Origin of the sequence: Amycolatopsis kentuckyensis (genome assembly GCF_002155975.1) — a bacterium.
GTDB lineage: Bacteria > Actinomycetota > Actinomycetes > Mycobacteriales > Pseudonocardiaceae > Amycolatopsis > Amycolatopsis kentuckyensis.
Map to the genome: position 1 here is coordinate 17,702 of NZ_MUMI01000076.1, position 17,220 is coordinate 34,921.

19 protein-coding genes are annotated in these 17,220 nt (G+C 72.9%); 12 read left to right on the forward strand and 7 right to left on the reverse strand.

Annotated elements, in window-relative coordinates:
• Positions 1 to 24 precede the first annotated feature (24 nt).
• From CCN39_RS08330 to CCN39_RS08340, 3 genes are all read left to right on the forward strand, one after another.
• Positions 25 to 1,647, forward strand: a complete 1,623-nt coding sequence (locus CCN39_RS08330; RefSeq protein ID WP_086840013.1) for a RecQ family ATP-dependent DNA helicase — start codon at positions 25 to 27, stop codon at positions 1,645 to 1,647.
• Positions 1,648 to 1,789: 142 nt separating this feature from the next.
• Positions 1,790 to 2,566, forward strand: a complete 777-nt coding sequence (locus CCN39_RS08335; protein ID WP_086840015.1) for an ANTAR domain-containing protein — start codon at positions 1,790 to 1,792, stop codon at positions 2,564 to 2,566.
• Between the two features lie 101 nt (positions 2,567 to 2,667).
• Positions 2,668 to 3,063, forward strand: a complete 396-nt coding sequence (locus CCN39_RS08340; protein ID WP_086840017.1) for an STAS domain-containing protein — start codon at positions 2,668 to 2,670, stop codon at positions 3,061 to 3,063.
• A gap of 180 nt (positions 3,064 to 3,243) precedes the next feature.
• Here the strand turns inward: CCN39_RS08340 and CCN39_RS08345 are convergent, their stop codons facing one another.
• Both CCN39_RS08345 and CCN39_RS08350 read right to left on the reverse strand, forming a co-directional pair.
• Positions 3,244 to 4,638, reverse strand: a complete 1,395-nt coding sequence (locus CCN39_RS08345; protein ID WP_086840019.1) for a PP2C family protein-serine/threonine phosphatase — start codon at positions 4,636 to 4,638, stop codon at positions 3,244 to 3,246.
• Positions 4,639 to 4,642: 4 nt separating this feature from the next.
• Complete coding sequence (locus CCN39_RS08350; RefSeq protein WP_086840021.1) at positions 4,643 to 5,380, reverse strand: GAF and ANTAR domain-containing protein; 738 nt, start codon at positions 5,378 to 5,380, stop codon at positions 4,643 to 4,645.
• An 85-nt stretch (positions 5,381 to 5,465) separates the two neighbouring features.
• On the opposite strand from CCN39_RS08350, the gene CCN39_RS08355 reads away from it, so the two are divergent.
• The 5 genes from CCN39_RS08355 to CCN39_RS08375 all read left to right on the forward strand — a co-directional run bounded on the left by CCN39_RS08355 (position 5,466) and on the right by CCN39_RS08375 (position 9,340).
• Positions 5,466 to 6,404 carry a glycoside hydrolase family 5 protein gene (locus tag CCN39_RS08355; protein ID WP_086840023.1) on the forward strand — a complete coding sequence of 313 codons (939 nt, stop codon included), beginning with the start codon at positions 5,466 to 5,468 and terminating at the stop codon, positions 6,402 to 6,404.
• Positions 6,405 to 6,475: 71 nt separating this feature from the next.
• On the forward strand, positions 6,476 to 7,222 hold the full coding sequence (locus CCN39_RS08360) for a GAF and ANTAR domain-containing protein (protein ID WP_086840025.1): 747 nt from the start codon (positions 6,476 to 6,478) through the stop codon (positions 7,220 to 7,222).
• 9 nt (positions 7,223 to 7,231) lie between these two features.
• Positions 7,232 to 8,155, forward strand: a complete 924-nt coding sequence (gene ligD, locus CCN39_RS08365) for a non-homologous end-joining DNA ligase (RefSeq protein ID WP_167455013.1) — start codon at positions 7,232 to 7,234, stop codon at positions 8,153 to 8,155.
• A gap of 275 nt (positions 8,156 to 8,430) precedes the next feature.
• On the forward strand, positions 8,431 to 8,850 hold the full coding sequence (locus tag CCN39_RS08370; RefSeq protein ID WP_086840027.1) for a DUF6292 family protein: 420 nt from the start codon (positions 8,431 to 8,433) through the stop codon (positions 8,848 to 8,850).
• A 148-nt stretch (positions 8,851 to 8,998) separates the two neighbouring features.
• Complete coding sequence (locus CCN39_RS08375; protein WP_086840029.1) at positions 8,999 to 9,340, forward strand: DoxX family protein; 342 nt, start codon at positions 8,999 to 9,001, stop codon at positions 9,338 to 9,340.
• On the opposite strand, the gene CCN39_RS08380 is transcribed toward CCN39_RS08375, so the two are convergent.
• Both CCN39_RS08380 and CCN39_RS08385 read right to left on the reverse strand, forming a co-directional pair.
• A complete protein-coding gene (locus tag CCN39_RS08380; RefSeq protein WP_086840031.1) occupies positions 9,298 to 10,164 on the reverse strand; it encodes an alpha/beta fold hydrolase in 867 nt (288 codons plus the stop codon). The genes CCN39_RS08375 and CCN39_RS08380 overlap by 43 nt on opposite strands.
• Positions 10,165 to 10,235: 71 nt before the next feature.
• Positions 10,236 to 11,258, reverse strand: coding sequence for an alpha/beta hydrolase (locus CCN39_RS08385; RefSeq protein ID WP_086840033.1), 1,023 nt, complete (start codon positions 11,256 to 11,258; stop codon positions 10,236 to 10,238).
• Between the two features lie 122 nt (positions 11,259 to 11,380).
• Between CCN39_RS08385 and CCN39_RS08390 the strand changes: the two genes are divergently transcribed.
• From CCN39_RS08390 to CCN39_RS50075, 4 genes are all read left to right on the forward strand, one after another.
• Positions 11,381 to 12,064 (forward strand): hypothetical protein, encoded by a 684-nt coding sequence (locus CCN39_RS08390; RefSeq protein WP_086840035.1) that lies wholly within the window; start codon positions 11,381 to 11,383, stop codon positions 12,062 to 12,064.
• Positions 12,064 to 12,615: a DUF6529 family protein gene (locus CCN39_RS08395; protein ID WP_086840037.1), complete on the forward strand. Its 552-nt coding sequence runs from the start codon at positions 12,064 to 12,066 to the stop codon at positions 12,613 to 12,615. Before CCN39_RS08390 ends, CCN39_RS08395 begins: the two co-directional genes overlap by 1 nt.
• Before the next feature lie 25 nt (positions 12,616 to 12,640).
• On the forward strand, positions 12,641 to 13,066 hold the full coding sequence (locus CCN39_RS08400) for a Rieske (2Fe-2S) protein (RefSeq protein WP_086840039.1): 426 nt from the start codon (positions 12,641 to 12,643) through the stop codon (positions 13,064 to 13,066).
• A gap of 188 nt (positions 13,067 to 13,254) precedes the next feature.
• Positions 13,255 to 14,172 (forward strand): DUF3800 domain-containing protein, encoded by a 918-nt coding sequence (locus CCN39_RS50075; protein WP_167455014.1) that lies wholly within the window; start codon positions 13,255 to 13,257, stop codon positions 14,170 to 14,172.
• A 13-nt stretch (positions 14,173 to 14,185) separates the two neighbouring features.
• Here CCN39_RS50075 and CCN39_RS08410 read toward each other — a convergent pair whose 3' ends face one another.
• The 3 genes from CCN39_RS08410 to CCN39_RS08415 form a co-directional block, all read right to left on the reverse strand.
• A complete protein-coding gene (locus CCN39_RS08410) occupies positions 14,186 to 14,515 on the reverse strand; it encodes a hypothetical protein (RefSeq protein ID WP_244210666.1) in 330 nt (109 codons plus the stop codon).
• Positions 14,516 to 14,712: 197 nt separating this feature from the next.
• Complete coding sequence (locus CCN39_RS49275; protein WP_143263981.1) at positions 14,713 to 14,904, reverse strand: hypothetical protein; 192 nt, start codon at positions 14,902 to 14,904, stop codon at positions 14,713 to 14,715.
• A gap of 188 nt (positions 14,905 to 15,092) precedes the next feature.
• On the reverse strand, positions 15,093 to 17,220 hold a 2,128-nt coding region (locus tag CCN39_RS08415; protein WP_086840043.1), incomplete at its 5' end, for a tetratricopeptide repeat protein.

The following is a 17,220-nucleotide window of genomic DNA, read 5'->3' on the forward strand; positions in this document are numbered from 1 at the left end:
GCGGTCCGGGGTAGCCCTGCCGCCATGAGCGACGGGATGGTGGCCGAGCTGCGCCGGCTGGCCGCGGAGCGCTTCGGCTGGGCCGAGCTGTCCGCCGAGCAGGCCGAGGCGATGAGCGCGGCGAGCGGCGGGCGGGACGTGCTGGCGGTGCTGCCCACCGGTGCCGGCAAATCGGCGATCTACCAGGTACCCGCGCTGGTGCTGCCCGGCCCGACGGTGATCGTTTCGCCGTTGCTGGCGCTGCAGCGCGATCAGATCGAGGGCCTGGACGCCGCGGCCGTGCCGGACGCCGTGGCCCTCGACTCGCGGCAGTCGGCGGGCGAGCGGGACCGCGTGTGGGCCGCGATCCGGGGCGGCACGGCGGAGTACGTCTTCCTGTCGCCGGAGCAGCTCGCGAAGGACGAGGTCGTCGCCGGGCTGGCGGAGGCGGGCGTGTCGCTGTTCGTCGTCGACGAGGCCCATTGCGTTTCGGCGTGGGGCCACGACTTCCGGCCCGACTACCTGCGCCTGGCCCCGGTGATCGACCGGCTCGGGCGCCCGCCGGTCATCGCCCTGACGGCCACCGCGGCCGCGCCGGTCCGCGACGACATCGTCGCCGCGCTGGGCCTGCGGGACCCGGTACGGGTGATCGCGAGCTTCGACCGGCCGAACCTGCACCTGGCGGTCGCGCGGTTCACGGACGACGCCGGGAAGCGCGCCGCGGTGGTGGACCGGGTCGCGGCGAAGCCCGGCAGCGGGCTGCTCTACACCGCGAGCCGCCGGGAGGCCGAGGACTACGCCGACGCGCTGGCGGCCCGCGGCGTCCGCGCCTTCGGCTACCACGGCGGGATGAAGGCCGCCGACCGCGACGCCGTGCACGAGCGGTTCGCCGCGGGGGAGACCGACGTCGTGGTGGCGACCTCGGCGTTCGGCATGGGCATCGACCGGCCCGACGTCCGGTTCGTGGTGCACGCGTCCGTCCCGGACTCGGTCGACACGTACTACCAGCAGATCGGCCGCGCGGGCCGGGACGGCGAACCGGCCGAAGTGCTGCTCTGCTACCGCCCGGAAGACCTGGCGCGGCAACGATTCCTCACCCGGTCCGCGCCACCGGAGGCCGAGCTCCGGGCGGTCGTCGAAGCGCTGCGGCCGGAACCGCTGGGCCGCCGGCAGCTGGCCGAGGCCGTCCCCGGCCCGTCCGCCCGGCGGACCCGCGCCCTCGGCCTGCTCGAACGCTGCGGCGACGTGCTGACCGGACCGGACGGCCGGTACACGCTCACGGCCGGCCGCGCGCGGACCGGTGCGGTCGTCGGGCGGGCGCTGGAAGCGGCGGAGCGGGCGGCCGAGCTCGTCCGCTCGCGGGTGGAGATGCTGCGCGCCTACGCGGAAACCACCGGCTGCCGCCGCCGGTACCTGCTCGGGTACTTCGGCGAGGAACTCGCGACGCCGTGCGGCAACTGCGACACCTGCGAGGCCGGTGCCACGGCCGAGGACGTGCCGCGGACCGGGGAGTTCCGTGCGGAGAACGTCGTCCGGCACGCCGAGTGGGGCCGCGGGGTCGTGATGACCGTCGAGGAGGACAAGCTCACCGTCCTCTTCGACGACGTCGGCTACCGGACGCTGTCACTGCCGGTGGTGCGGGAGCAGGAGCTCCTCGACCGCTGCTGAGTGCGGCCGGGTGATCGGGTTACGCCGGACGGTCCTGCCGGCTCGCCTGTCCGCGTGGCCGGTCCCACAAACTCCGGCCGCGTCGGAGGCGGAGTTCCGCGGCGTGCGGTAAATCAAAGGAACCAAGACCGGTGGAGGTTCGGTGACCGAGACACTCATGAACGCGGCGGATCGCTGGAGACCGCTGGCCGAATTGCTGCAGGCGCTGCTCGAGCGCATCGCCGGCGAGCTGCCCGGCTGGCTCGGCGCCGGCCTGACCGTCAGCCGCGGCGACCGGCCGCTGCGGGTGCTGGCCACCGCGGGCGTCGCCGACCAGCTGATTCCCGCGCAGCTGGCGCACGGCGGGCCGGTCCCCGTCGCGGTGGCCACCGGCGAGCCGGTCACCGCGGATCACCTCTTCGGCGACGACCGCTGGCCGGACCTGACCCGCGAGACCGTGTTCGACGCCGGCCCGGCGATCGAGGCGATCCGCGGCGCGGTCGCGTTGCCCGGGTTCTGGGACGAGGACGGGGCCTTCGTGCTGTCGGTGACGCTCGACCGGGCGCCGGGTCCGGAAACCCTGGCCGTCCTGCGGCGTTACGCGAAGCTCACCGAGATGACCCTGGTCGTCGCCGAGACCGCCACCGCGGGCGACCCCGACCAGATGCTGGACCTGCTGGCCTCCCGCGCGGCCATCGAGCAGGCGAAGGGCGCGATCATGGCGGTCCGGCGGTGCCCGCCGGAGGAGGCCTGGCAGACGTTGCGCCGGGCCAGCCAGGAGTTCAACGTCAAGGTCCGCGAGCTGGCGGTGGCCCTCGTCGAGTACCTCGGCGGCCAGGTGACGGCCCCGGCGGACGGCGTCCGCGAGATCCGGCCCGGCGCCTCGGCCCACCACGCCGCGGAACGGCTCTGGTCGGCCTTCACGAGCGTCTCGCCCTGAAGAAGGGCGTTTCCGGACCGGACGTTTGGGTATCAAGACCCCGTCCTTGATCACGTCACTGCGTCGCCGGCCCCGGCCGGCGCGGAAGGCCAACCGAACCCGTGTCCCCTGTCTTTCCGGTCCCGACCCGGTCCGCGCCCCTGGTCGCGCGCCGGACGGAGTACCGCCCCGGTTTCCTGGTGCTCACCCTCGCCGGCGAAATCGACGCGCTGACCCTCCCGATCCTCGAGCGCGAGCTGCGCTCGGCCCCACCGGGGACGACGGTGGTGGACCTCACGCAGGTGGCCTTCGTCGGCTTGGCCGGGGCCCGGGCGTTGGCGGCCGCCGCATCGAGGGCCGGAGCCGAGGGACGGCGGTTCGGAGTGGTGGCGAACGGCCGGACGCTGGCTCGGCTGTTCCGGATCACCGGCCTGGCGGCGGCGGTGCCGATGTTCGCGTCGCTGTCGGACGCCCTGCGGGAGCTGCTGGCGCCGGAGATGCACGACACCGCCTGCTGACGGCGGCCGCGGCCCGCTTGCGGAGGTTCGCTGCCGCGGGGTGGGCGCTCGTCGAGCGACCGCCGAGCCCGGCTTCAGCGCGAGTTCCGGCCCCGCGCGCCCGGCCGCCGAGCGGGCCAGCCCGGCTTCAGCGTGAGTTCGACCGGGCGACCAGTGGACCCCGGCCGCCCGCGCCCGGCTTCAGCGCGAGTTCCACCGGGCGACCAGCACCCCCGCGTCCCGCCGGAACGTGCCCCCACCGTGGGCGAAGACCGCGCGGGTGAGCCGCCGGGCGATCTCCGGGGGCAGCTCGCCCGCGTCCTGGCCGAGGAGCTCGGTGATCCGGGCCTTGCCGAACGGCTCTCCGGCGTCGTCCGTGGTTTCGGCTGCTCCGCGCGAGCACAGCGTCACCAGGTCACCCGGTTCGAGCCGGAACTCCGTGACCGGGGGCGGCCCGGAGGCCGAAGCGAATCCCGGGATGCCGGGCTCGGTGACCGGCAGTGGCTCGCCGCAGCGGACCACGAAGGGTGCGGGCTGCCCGGCGCCGAGCAGGCGCAGGACGCCCGTCTTCAGGTCCAGTTCGGCCAGCACCCCGCCCACGGGCGCGAGGCCGTCGAGCTCCGCGCCGACCGCCGCGAACTGCTCGCCGAGGGAAGCTCCGCCGTGGCGGGCGGCGCGGTAGGCGGCGAGGGCGCTCACGACGGCCGTGTTCGCGTCGCGGGTGCGCGTGGCGGCGTCGAACATCGCCAGCTGCGCCCGCTCCTCCGAGAGGGCGTAGTCGAACACCGTGCCGCAGAGGTCGTACACCGGCTGGACGCTCACCCCGACGACCACGCTGTCGGTGGCCCCGGTGAGCGGTGGCAGGCTCTGCCACAGCAGCTCGGCGGGGGAGCCGCGGCGCCGGTGGCGGCGACGGCGGTCGAGTCCGTCGCCGTACTGGGTCGTGATGGTGACCAGGTGCCCGAGCAGCGCGGCCAGCCAGCGGCACTGCTCCCGCAGCGCCGGGTCGTCCGGGTCGCCGGCCGGGACGATCTCGAGGACCCCGAGCCGTTCGACGCCGTCGAGCAGCACGGTCCACAACGTCCCGTCGCGGGTCACCGTGGTCCCGGCGCGGCGGAACACGTCGCCGCCGACGGTGCTCTCGATGTCGAGCTCCGCGGCGCCCGGCCGCAGCGGCACGAGCGTGCGCTGGTCGTAGTCGGCCAGGTAGACGCCGATCGTCAGGTCGAGTGCGCGGCCCGCCTCGGCGACGATCGCCGGGAGCCGCTCCGGCGGCGCCCGGTGCGCGCCTTCGAGCAGGTCGACGAGCGCTTTCAGCGGACCGTGCAACGGCTTCGCGTCCTGGACCGAGTGGCTGTAGGGCGCGCGGGCCGGCCCGGTCACCTCGTCGAGCCGCTCGTTGACGGCGTGGGCGACCATGTCGCGGTCGACGCGGGGCAGCGTGACCAGGCAGTTGAGGTAGGCGTCCAGGTCCAGCAGGCTCTGGCTGCCGCCGAGCGCGAAGTACCGCATCCACAGCTGCTCCAGCGTCAGGTCGCTCCGGGCGAAGCAGGCGGCGATCATCCGCCGCTGTTCCTCCTCGGGCACGAAACGCATGCGCTCACCCTTCCCGCGGCACGGCGCCGACGAGGTGGGCGGCGGCTTCGGCCGGGCTGGTGCCGCGGGCGCGGGCCAGCGACAGCAGGCGGTCGAACGCGACGTCCTCGGCGAGGCCGTCCCGGCCCATGAGGAAGCCCTTCGCCATCGCGATCAGGTCCCGGTCGCGCAGCGTGTCCTTGAACCGCTCGCTGAACCGGCCGGCCCGTTCGAAGGCCCGGGCGTTGGCGACGAGCACCGCGGCCCGGTCGGCGAAGGACACCAGTGCCCGCTCGTCGACGGGCCCGAACGCCCCGGGCGTCGTCGCGTAGATCTTGATCGCGCCGTGGCAGCCGTCCTCGGTGGCCATCGGGGCGGTGACGACCGACCGCAGCCCCGAGCCGGCGACCGCGGCGCACCACCGGCTCCACCGCGGTTCGGTGGCGACGTCGTCGATCCGCTGCGGCGCGCACCCGGCCAGCGCGGCCAGGCAGGGGCCTTCGCCGAGCTCGTACTGCAGGGCGTCGGCCTCGCGCACCAGCGGGCCCGACGCGCTCGTCGTGACGAAGCGGCCGTCGGCGTCGACGAGGGTGACCCCCACCCCGGCGGCCGCGGTGATCGTCGTGTTCGCCAGCGAAACGATCAGCTCCAGCACCGAATCCACGGTTTCGCGCGACAGCAGCAGCCCGGACATCCGGGCGGCGACCGCGGCGAGCTCACCGTCCAGCGGCAGCCCGTCCGGCGAGGCCTGTTCCGACGACATGACCGGTAAGTACCAATCCGGGGTCGCCGGTAAACCACTTGCCGGAAGACAGCCGGCTCGCCGAAACTGCGGTCCGGGAGGCACAGTGAGCCGGTGGCTGGGGCGGGGCATCAACTTCGGCAACGCGCTCGACGCCTTGGGTGGCGGTCCGGAGCTGTCGCTCGACGACCGGTACTTCGACGAGGTGGCCGAGGCCGGCTTCGACACCGTCCGCCTGCCGGTGCGGTGGTCGGCGCACGCCGGGCCGGTGCCGCCGTACGCGATCGACCCCGCGTTCTTCGCCCGCGTCGACGCGGGCGTGGGCGCGGCCCTCGACCGCGGCCTGCAGGTGGTGGTCAACGTCCACCACTACCACGAGCTCTGTGCCGCGCCGGACGAGCAGCGGCCACGCTTCCTCGCGCTCTGGCGGCAGATCGCGGCCCGCTACGCCGGCTACCCCGGAGGACTCTGCTTCGAGCTGCTCAACGAACCCCGCGGTCACCTCACGGCGGCCCGGTGGAACACGGTGCTGGCGGAGGCCCTCGCCGTCGTCCGTGCGGCCGACCCCGGGCGGACCGTGATCATCGGGCCCGCCGGCATGAACGGCCTCGACGCGCTCCCCGCGCTCGCCGTGCCCGGCGACGGCAACCTGATCGCCACGATCCACTACTACGCCCCGTTCGAGTTCACCCACCAAGGCGCCGGCTGGGTTGCCGGTGCGGAGCGATGGCTCGGCCGCACCTGGGGCGGCGCCGCCGACGAGAACGCCGTACGCGCTGACCTGGCCGAGGTCGCGGCCTGGGGGCAGGAGCGGCGGCTTCCCGTGTTCATCGGCGAGTTCGGCGCCTTCTCCGCGGCGGACACGGGCTCCCGCGCACGGTGGACGGCGTTCGTCCGGGCCGAGGCCGAGCGCCTCGGCCTGAGCTGGGCCTACTGGGAGTTCGGCACGGACTTCGGCGCCTTCGACCTCGAGCGGGCCGCCTGGCGCGAGCCGCTGCGGCGGGCCCTGCTCGGCGAAGAGGAGGCCGGCGGCCGCGCGCGGTGACCCGGCGGACATGGATCGGCGGTGGAGTGGGTACCCGAGGGCTCTTCGCGTGCCGAGCTGGAGGAGCACCCATGGAACGGCCGGACCCCACTGCGCCAGCGTCGCCGCTGTTGGACGAGGTCACCGGGGCACTGGAAGCCCTCAACGCGGTGCTGCGGGAGGAAGACGACTTCCGGATCCTGCTGCAGCACGTGTGCCTGCAGGTGTGCCACGTGGTCCCCGGCGTCGACGAGGCGTCGATCACCCTGGTGACCGGGGAGGTGCCGCACACGGCGACCGCCACCAGCGCCGTGGTGGACGAGCTCGACGGCGAGCAGTACCGGATCGGCGAAGGTCCCTGCCTGGAGGCGATCCGGGGCGGCAAGATCGTCCGCACCACGGTGTCCGACGCGCTGGAGAACTGGCCGGACTTCGCCCGGGGCGCCCGGGAGGCCGGATTCGGGAGCTTCCTCGCCGCGCCGCTGGTGGCCGACGAGCAGTTCTCCGGCGCGGTGAACTGCTTCGGACGGCAGGACGACGGCTTCGCGGAAGTCGAAGCGCAGCTGCTGGAGCTCTACACGGCCGCGGTGGAGGCGATCCTCCGCGTCTACCACCGGTACCTGCAGGCCCGGGAAACGGCCGAGCACCTCCGGACCGCGCTGACCTCCCGCGCGGTCATCGACCAGGCCAAGGGCATGCTGATGGCGATCCGCCAGGTCGGCGCCGACGACGCCTTCGCGATCCTGGTGGAGCAGTCGCAGCGGGAGAACACCAAGCTGCGCGAGGTCGCGGAGCGGTTCGTCGAGCGAGTGGTCTCCGGGCACGTCCGGCCACGGTAATCTGGGCGCGTGGCGGGGAGCCGGATCACGGTGCAGGTCGGCGAGAGGCAGCTGTCGCTCTCGAACCTCGAGAAGGTGCTCTACCCGCGCAACGGCTTCACCAAGGGCGAGGTGCTCGACTACTACACGCGGATCGCGCCGGTGCTGCTGCCGCACGTCCGCGACCGGGCGATGACGTTCGTGCGGTTCCCCGAGGGCGTCACCGGCGACTCGTTCTTCGAGAAGGACGTCTCCCGGCACGCCCCGGACTGGGTCCGCACCGCGCGCCTGACCGTCGGCGGCCGGGGCAAGGATCCCGAAATCGTCACCTATCCGCTGATCGACGACCTGCCCGCGCTCGTGTGGGCGGCGAACCTGGCCGCGCTGGAGCTGCACGTCCACCAGTGGACCGTCGGGCCGGGCGACGACGAGCGCAGCACGCCGGACCGGCTGGTGTTCGACCTCGACCCGGGTCCCGGTGCGACGGTCGTCGACTGCTGCCGGGTCGCCGAGCGGCTCTACGACGTCCTCGTCGAGGACGGGCTCACGCCGGTGGCGAAGACCAGCGGCAGCAAGGGCATGCAGCTGTACGCGGGGATCGTGACGACCGACGGCGGTGAGCCGTCCCGGTACGCGAAAGCGCTGGCCGAGCGGCTCGCCGCCGAGACGCCGGACCTCGTCGTGGCGCGGATGACGAAGAACCTGCGCCCGGGCAAGGTCTTCATCGACTGGAGCCAGAACAACCCGGTCAAGACCACCGTGGCGCCGTACTCGCTGCGCGGGCGCGACGAGCCGACCGCGTCGACACCGGTCACCTGGGACGAGGTCCGCGCCTGCCGGCACGTCACGCACCTGAGGTTCACCGCGGGCGAAGTCCTGGCCCGGGTCGAGGAGCTCGGAGATCTGTTCGCCGATCTGGACCGCACCCGGGTTCCGATTCCTGCGTTCGGCTGAACTTTCGGCGGCCACCATTCCGCCGGGTGCGCCCGTGAGGTTTTCCGGGAATTGCGGAAAACGTCTTCACCTGCGGATTTGATCGTCCACAGTGGAGCTTTGCACGTGCAGACGGGCGTGTCGCTGCACGAACCGAAAGTGCGGATATCCGGCGGTGGGCCGAAGTCCGCGAAGTCGGTACGGTCTACGCACGAACCGCGGCAGCCGTCGCGGTGGCGAAAGACAATGACGTGGCGGCCGTTGCCGGTCTTGTCGAACATGGCGAAAGGAAACGGGTGTCCGGCCTGATCGACACCGATCTCGAATTCTGGTTCCAGCGCGGGCTGCGCGCGTATCTCGGCGAGGTGGCGCGCGCACTCGGCTTCGGCCTGGAATCCTGCACCGTGGACGTCGACGTCCCGGTGTCGGCGTACCTGGCGGTGGACTGGCGGCTGCGCCGGTTCCCCGAGCGCGACGTGGCGCTGCTCTGGGACGAGGTGCACGGCTGGGCGGTCGCGGTCGAGGCGGCGTGCGGCGAGGAGATGATCGTGCTGTCCTACCTCGGCGGCGCGGACGTCCTGCCCCGGCCGCCCGAAGTCGTGCGCTTCCTGACCGCGCTGCGGGCGGGGGCCCGGGAACCGGCCGGCCCCGGCTCGCCCGTGCTGCGCCGGGCCGGCCGGCACCAGGAGCTCCTGCCGCTGTTGCCAGCCCGCTGACGCTCCACAGTGGACGCCGGGCCGGTGGCGCGTGGCGCGATCCGGGGAGTGACGGCCGTCACGTGCCGGGCTGTCACATCGGCACGGACCGCGGAGTCGAGGGGGTGACGGACCCCGAACCGGGGCCGCGGATCCCCGAGGAGTTCCGATGCACACCGCTCACCTGATCGTCACCATCGCCGCCGCGGCCTGGGTCGGCTTCTCGGCCGTCTCGATGTTCGCCCGCGCGAAGTGGGTCGTCGAGCCGATCACCGAGTACGGCGTGCCGCGGTCGTGGTGGAACCTGCTCGGCACGGCCAAGGCGGCCGGCGCGGCGGGGCTGGTCGCCGGGCTCTTCTGGACGCCGATCGGCATCGCGGCGGCCATCGGCCTGGTGCTGTACTTCACCGGTGCGCTGGTCACCGTGGCCCGGGCGCGGTCGTACGCGCACTTGGCGTACCCGCTGCTCTACCTGGTGCCGGTGGTCGTTTCGGTGGCCCTGCTGCCCTGATCGGCGAGCCAGGTGAGGGCGTCGGCGGCGTGGCGCAGCACGGACAGGTGGCCCTCGCCGGGCACGGGCCGGTACTCGGAGTGCCGGCACCGCCCGGCGAGCCACGCGCTGTGCGTGGCGGGGACCATCCGGTCCTGCTCGCCGTGCAGGAGGAGGACGGGAGCGGTGATCCGCGCGGGATCGCCGCCCCACGGCGTGACGTAGGCGAGGTCGTCGTCGATCAGCCCGCCGGGCCCGCCCGCGAGCGCCGCGCGGACGACCTCGTCCAGCCACGACCACGACCCGCCGAGCACGGCCCGGTCTTCGTCGGTGAAGACGCCGGGGTCGAACTCGGCGGCGGCTTCGTACTTTTCCTTCGCGGCCCGGCCTTCGGCGGCGGCCCGCAGCGAGGCGGCACTGCCGGCGGCCATCCCCGCGAACCAGTCGAGCCCGTCGGCGTCGAACGGCGCGACGGCGGCCAGGCTCGCGACGGCGAGGACCCGGTCCGGCAGCAGGGCGGCGCAGGCGAGGGCGTGGGAGCTGCCCCCGGAGTGCCCCATGAGGGCGAAGTCGCCGATCCCGAGCGCATCGGCAACGGCGGCGACGCACTCGGCGGCGTTCCCGACCGTCCGCTCCGGCACGGGAGTGGAGCTGCGGTAGCCGGGCCGGTCGAAGGACACGAACCGGACCCCGAGCTCCGCGGCGAGCGGCAGCAGCGGCGCGGGCGGGGCACCGGTGTTGGGGGTGCCGTGGTGCCAGAAGACGCTCAGCCGCGCGGGGCTGCCGGTGTCGTAGACGTGCAGGGTGCGACCGCCGGGCAGCGCCAGCTCCGTCTCGATGACCATGGGCCGAGCCTAGCGAAGCCGGTGACGAAGACCGCCGATCCGCCGTCCGCCGCGGCCGGCCCGCCGGAGGTTCAGCGGGCCAGCCGCTCCGCCAGCCAGGCCAGCGAAAGCGGGTACCGGTAGTCGATCCCGCCGTGGCCGGCTTCGAACAGCTCGAAGTACACCCGGTCGTCCGGCAGGCCCGCCGCGGCCACCTCCGCCCGGAACGCCTCCGCGCCGATGTCGAGGAAGTACTCGTCGCTCGTGCCCGCGTCGATCCACACCGCGCGCAGGGACCGGACCGCCTCCGCGTGGCGCGCCACCATCCGGACCGGGTCCCAGTCCAGCCAGCGCTGCCACTGCTCTGGCCGCAGCGCGCCGGTCAGCGGGTCGAACGGCAGCTCCGGTGTCCCGTCCTCCCGGGCCGAGAAGCACGCCGAAACGCCGAGCACCGTGAGCAGCGTCGCGTCTTCGGGCCTGGTGAACGCCGGCCGGCTCCGGAAGTCCGCCCACCACGCCTGGATGTCCTGGTCGTACGCGCGCAGCGCGCGGACCGCCTTCCCGAAGTCGGGGAGGTAACACAGCTCGTACCGCGTGTCGCCCGCGTGCGTCGCCAGCGCGCCGAACACGTCCGGCCGCAGCATCGGCGTGATCATCGCGCCGAACCCGCCCGACGACTTGCCCGCGATCGCGCGGGACTCGCGGTCGGGGAGCGTCCGGTAGTGCTCGTCGACCCACGGCACGATCTCGTCGCACAGGTACGAGTGGTAGCGGCCGGTGCCCGGCGAATCGACGAACTGCGAGCCGCCGTACGCGGTCCACGCGTCGACGTACACCACGATGCACCCCGGTGCGCCGCCGGCGAAGACCGCGTCGGCCGTCTCCACGAACGGCTGCCGGAACGGGGTCCGGTTGGCCCACATCGTCAGGTGCCCGGTGTAGCCCTGGATGACGTACACCGCCGGGTACCGCTCGCCGCCGTCGTCGTAGCCGGGTGGGACGTACACCCACAGCGGGCGGTCGCTGGGGTCGCCGAGCGGGTTGCCGCGCAGCAGCCCGGAAGTCACGGTGTGCCGGTCGAGCCGGCCGGCGAGTTCGCCGTCCCAGGGGAGCATGCGGCCAGTCAACCACGTGCACGGGCTAAGCATTACCTCTTTTCGGCGCGTAGCGTTGAGCCGTTTCGGCCCGAGGTCCGTGTTGCGGACACGGTGGTGGACCGGGAGAAGCGGGGAAGACCATGAAGCATCCGGGGCCGTTGTTCACTCTGCTCGCCGGGGCGCTGCTCGCCGGCGGGATCAGCGTCGCCGACCTGGCGACCGGGACCGGCGCGCCGACGGTCGCCGGGTCCGCGAGCGCGGTGGGCGCCGCGAGCGCCACGACGAGCGCGCCGCCGCCCGCGGCGACCGCGCCGCCATCGGAGCCGCCGAAGCCCGACGTGCCCGCGCGGGCGGACTACGCCGGGAAGGTGACCGGTGGCGGCGCGTCGATCGCGGTGTCGGCGCGCGACGGCCACGCCATCGCGTACGTCTGCGACGGCAAGAAGCTCGAAGCCTGGCTCCAGGGCGTGACCGTCGGCGGCAAGCTGGACCTCAAGGGCGCTCCGGACGCCGGCCTCACGGGCAGTTTCGACGCGTCTTCGGCCACCGGGACCGTGACGGCGGCAGGCAAGACGTATTCGTTCACCGTGCCGACCGCGAAGAAGCCCGCCGGCCTCTACCGGGCGACGCCGAAGGTGAAGGGCAAGGCGGCGAGGGTCGGCTGGATCGTGCTGCCCGACGGCAGCCAGGTCGGCATCCTCACGACGGACGAGGGCCCGGCGACGGCCCCGCCGCTCGATCCGGCCGCGGCCACCGCGACCGTCGACGGCGCCCCGGTGACCGCCGAGGCGATCAGCGGCCTGGCCGGGACCGGTGACTTCTGATGGCCGCCCCGGTGGCGGGCCGCCGCGCCGCGGTCGCGCTCGTGGTGCCGCTGGTGGCCGGCGCCGTCGTCTCGGTGGTGCTCGGGGTCTACGGCGGCCTGCACACGCCGACCGGGGTCGCGGTGAACGTCGCGGGCTTCTCCGGGCCGCAGGCGGTGAAGGCGTGGCTCGCCACGGTCGTCGTCGTGCTCGCCCTCGTCCAGCTCGTCTCGGCACTGGCGATGTACGGCAAGCTCGGCGGCCGCGCGCCCGCGTGGGTCGCGCCGGTGCACCGGTGGTCGGGGCGGCTGGCCTTCCTCGCATCGATCCCGGTCGCGATGCACTGCCTCTACGCGCTCGGGTTCCAGGCGTTCGAGCTGCGTGTGCTCCTGCATTCCCTGCTCGGGTGCTTCTTCTACGGCGTGTTCGTCGCGAAGATGCTCCTGCTGCGCAAGGACGGCGCGCCGGCGTGGTCGCTCCCGCTGCTGGGCGGCCTGGCCTTCACCGGGCTGGTCGGGCTCTGGCTGAGCGCGTCGCTGTGGTTCTTCACCCAGTCCGGCTTGACCTTCTAGCGGTATTGCTCTCGGAGGACGAAACGTGCGCAACGACGAAGTGGACCCGGTGCTGGCGCGTCGGACGGCCCTCGCGGTCTTCGGCGCCGGGCTGGCGGCCGGCTGCAGCACCTACGGCGGCAGCCAGAGCGGGACGTCGGCAGCCCCGGCACCCGCCGGCACCGAACTCGGCGCGACCGCGGACGTCCCGGTCGGGGGCGGCAAGGTCTTCGCGGACAAGCAGGTGGTGGTCACCCAGCCGGCGGCGGGGACCTTCGAGGCCTTTTCGGCGATCTGCACCCACCAGGGCTGCACGGTCGACGCCGTCGCCGACGGCACCGTCAACTGCCCGTGCCACGGCAGCAAGTTCAAGATCGCCGACGGTTCGGTGGCGAACGGCCCGGCGTCGAAGCCCCTGGAGAAGAAGGCGATCACGGTGGCGGACGGCAAGATCACCCTGGCTCAGGCGTAGGCCTTCGTGACGGTCCGGCTTCGATCGTCCACAACGGATCCGACGTGTCCGGCACGGGCGGGAAGGGACCGGCCGGGCGCGGCGCGCCCCGCTCTTCGCGGGCCAGCGAGCCCGTCGTGGCCCAACCGTGACGGGCGGTCCGGTAATCCGATCGCCCGCGGCCGGGTGCCTCTGGCACGATCGGGCGGGTGCGCCCGGTCGAGATCGCCTGCGACGAGTCGGGTTCGGAGGGCGAGAACCTGCTCGGGGGCGAGACCGACGTCTTCGCCCACGCCGGCGTCCGGATGTCCTGGCCCGAGGCGACCGCGTGCGTGCGGGAGATCCGCGCCCGCATCGGCTCGCCCGCCGAGGAGTACAAGGCCAACCACCTGCTGCGCGCGAAGCACCGCGCGGTGCTCGAATGGCTCCTCGCCCCGGACGGCCCCCTGGCCGGCCGCGGGCACGTGCACCTGACCGGCAAGACGTTCTTCGCCGTCCGCGCGGCGGTCTCGCTGCTGGCCGAGCAGGGCACGGACGCGATGGCCCGCACCCTCCACCGCACGGGCCCGGCCGCGTTCGGCGCCGCCCGCTGGCAGTTCTTCCTGACGGCGTTCACCAGCGTGCTGCGGCTGAACCCCCGTCGCGGCGTGACGACGTCACCGCGGGAGTTCTTCGACCTGGTCGGCGAACTGGCCGCCGTCCCGGGCGAAGCCGGCGAAATAGTCGCCCGGTTCCGCGACGGCGGCGAGCGCGTGGCCGCCTACCGCGCGCGGCTGGCCGGCGATCCGGGCCTGGTGCCGGTGCTCGACCCGCTGGTACCGGCGGTGGTCCACACCGTCCGCCACTGGAGCGCCGACGGCACCCCGGTCGCCCTGGTCCACGACGAGCAGCTGGCCCTCACCGCCGAGCGCATCCTCCAGCTCAAGGCCACGCTCGGCCCCCGCCTGGCGGACGTGCGGTTCGTCGACTCCCGCACCGACGCCCGCGTCCAGATCGCCGACTTCCTGGCGGGCGTGGCCCGCCGCATCGCCTCGGACGCACTGAACGACCGCGGCGACCGGGAACTGACCACGCTGCTGACGTCGTTCGTGGACGCCGATTCGGTCTGGGACGGGCCCGTCGGGTGATCGCCCGGCCGGGTCAGAAGGTGATGTCGCCGCCGATGTCGCGCGCTTGCACGACGTTGCCGCCGACTCTGCCGGAGACCTGGTTGGTCACGCCGCCGGACTCGGCCTGCTGCCCGCCCGCTGCCTGTTCCCATTCGGCACGCAGCTGTTCACCGAACGCCGGATCGGCCGCCTGCTTCGCTTCCAGCGCTTCGGCCAGCTCGCGCACCTGCGGTGAGTCCTCCGCCGCCCCCTCCGCGGCCGTCAGGACGGCCGCGGCATCGGGGTCGTCGGCGAACTTGGCCTTGATCAGGTTGTACAACCCCACCACGGCTCTCCCCGCGGCGGCTGCGGCCACGGACACCAGTACAGGCTCAGGCACAGCAACCCCTCCACGACCCACCGGCACAGCCTCGGTCCCCTTCGAGGATACGGTGACCCGCACGCCGCGCAAGGCCCTCGGCATGCTTGGAGCCGGTTCCGGCGCGGGAGCGGATGGGGTCCGGCGGTGGGGCAGAACCGTGCGTCGTCGCTGCCCCACCGCCGGGTTGGTAACTCGGATTACGCCACAGCGCTGACTGCGGCGGCGTCAGGATTCCAGTATTCCTGGCCAACCATGACCGATCCGGTGAATACCAGCGCCAATGCCAGAGCGATGCCGGCGAGAAGGTTCTTGCTCATTCTTGTGGTGCTTTCTGCTCGTCCGTTCGGCAGCTTCGCTCGATCGTGTCGGGTGTCGTGCTCGGTTGACATGATCGAACTCTAGGGGAGCCCCTCGGCGGCGCTGATGCCGGGCCCACCCTAAGTATTTCGAGTCGCCTCGCGAACTACCTCTATCAGGTTCACTGACACTAAAGAGTTAATGCCACTTCGCGGCAGAACGTCGACTTGTCCCCATTCCGAGTCTACTTCGGAGTAGCTTTCACATTACTGGAGAGTATTCACCGTCGGCGCGGGGCCTCTCGAAGTGCGGCGAGGTCCGCGCGGACGTGCTGTTCGCGTTCGTGGTGGCCCAGGTCGTCGTAAATGGCCGCCGCGGCGAGCCAGCCTTCCTCGGCGGCGGCGAGGCGCCCGGTTTCGTGCAGCGCGTGGCCGAGCAGGTGGAGCGCCTCGGCCTCGACGATGGCGTTGTGGTTGCGCATGGCCAGCCGTACCGCTTGGCGCGCGTAGCCGATCGCCGCGGCGTGCCGCCCCTGGCGGTGGTTGACCTCGGCCATGACGAGGCAGGCGCGCGGGCCTGCCTCGACGTCGTTGATCTGCTGGATGATGGCCAGTGCGTGCAGGCCGTGACGCCGGGCTTCGGCGTAGTTCCCCTTTCGGCACAACGTGGCCGAGAGCTCCGCCAGTATCTCGGCTTCGCCGTGCCGATTGCCGATGCTCTGCTTGAGGTCCAGGGCTTCGCGGTACAGGGCCAGGGCTTCGTCGTGCCGGCCGCGCTCGCGCAAGGTCTCCGCGAGGCGGTGGAGGATGGCCGATTCGGTGCCGGGGCTGCTGGTTGCGCGGAGCGTGCCCAACGCGCGCCGGTACATGGCTTCGGCGTCGTCCGGGTTGCCGATGTGGGCTTCGAAGGTGCCCAGGTGCAGGAGGGAGGTGGCGATCCAGACCGCGCCACCCGTCTGCTGCGCGATGGCGGCCGCGAGGTGGAATTCCCGCAATGCCGCGTCCCGATCGCCCAAGGCGAGGCAAATCAATCCGAGGTCGCTCCGGGTGGCACCCTCGGCCTCGAGGTTCTCCACGATTTGGGTCGAAGTCACCGAAACGCTGTAGGCGTCCCGCAATTCACCGTAAAAACCATACCTGCGGTAGATTCCGTACAAGGGGTGAGCGAGCCGCCAGGAATATTCGTGGTGATTGCGTTGCGCGGCCCACGGGATGAGCCGGTCGAAAGTGTTCTTCTCGGTCAGCAGCCAGGCGGCCGCGGCGCTCTCGGAAGTGAATTCGGCCGAGGGAACGCCGGCGATGGCGGGCAACATCGGGACGGGCGGGCGGAACGGGAACAGCAACCGGTCAGCGTTGTAGCCGGCGTGCAGGTAGTACGACAGCAGGCGGCGTTCGGCGTCTTCCCGGGTTTCGGTCTTTTCCTCCGCTTCGGCGACCTCCCGGGCGAAAGTCCGGAGCAGGTCGTGGATCCGGTAGCGGCCGGGAGCGCCCGTGTGGGTGAGGAAGTGCGTGCTGACCAGGACGTCGAGCGCGTGCCGGACGTCTTTCGCCGGCCAGCCGGTCAACGCGGCGGCGGCGGGCAGCGTCAGTTCCGGCGCCGGGGAAAGGCCGATCGACCGGAGCAGCTCGCGGGCTTCGCGGGGCAGCGCGTGGTAGGTGACCGAAAGCGCGGCCCGCATGTTCGCCGGCGGATCGTCTCCGTCGTCCCCGATGTCCAGCAGCCTGCTCCGGTCGCGCAGTTCGTCGGCGAACTCGGTCAGCGCGGCTCCGCGGCGGCTTTCGATGTGGTGGGCGACCAGTTGCAGCGCAAGGGGAACGCCGCCGCACAACGCGGAAATCCGCGCGAGCGGTTCCTGTTCGGCGGCGCCGCGGGGGCCGACGCGGTTGGTCAGGACCTCGACGGCGTGCGGTCCGTTGAGCGGGGTGACCGAGCAGCGCCGGGCCTCGTGGCGGCTCGCCAGTGCCGTGAGACCTTGGCGGCTCGTGACGAGCAGCAGGCTCGGTGAGAGCGTGAACAGCAACGGCAGCACGTGCGCCGAGTTCGCCGCGTTGTCGAGCACTACCAGGGTGCGGTGCTGCGCAAGGATTTCCCGCAGCTTCGCCTCCCTCCGGGCGCGGGTCGGCAGGCGGGCGATGGGGACGTCGAAGGCGTCGAGGAGCTCGTCGACCACGTCCTCGGCTTTGACGGGACGCCCGCCGTCGAAGCCGTGCAGGTCCAGGTACAACGCCGTGTCGGCCAGCCTGCCGTACTGGCGGTGCGCCCAGTGCACCGCCAACGCGGTTTTCCCGATGCCCGCCAAGCCGTCCAGCACGATCACGCCGGGCCGGAACCGCCCGTCGGCGGTGCGGGCCAAGCCGTCGAGCGTCTTCTGCAGGTCGTGGTGTCCGACGAAGCCGGCCGCGGCCGGC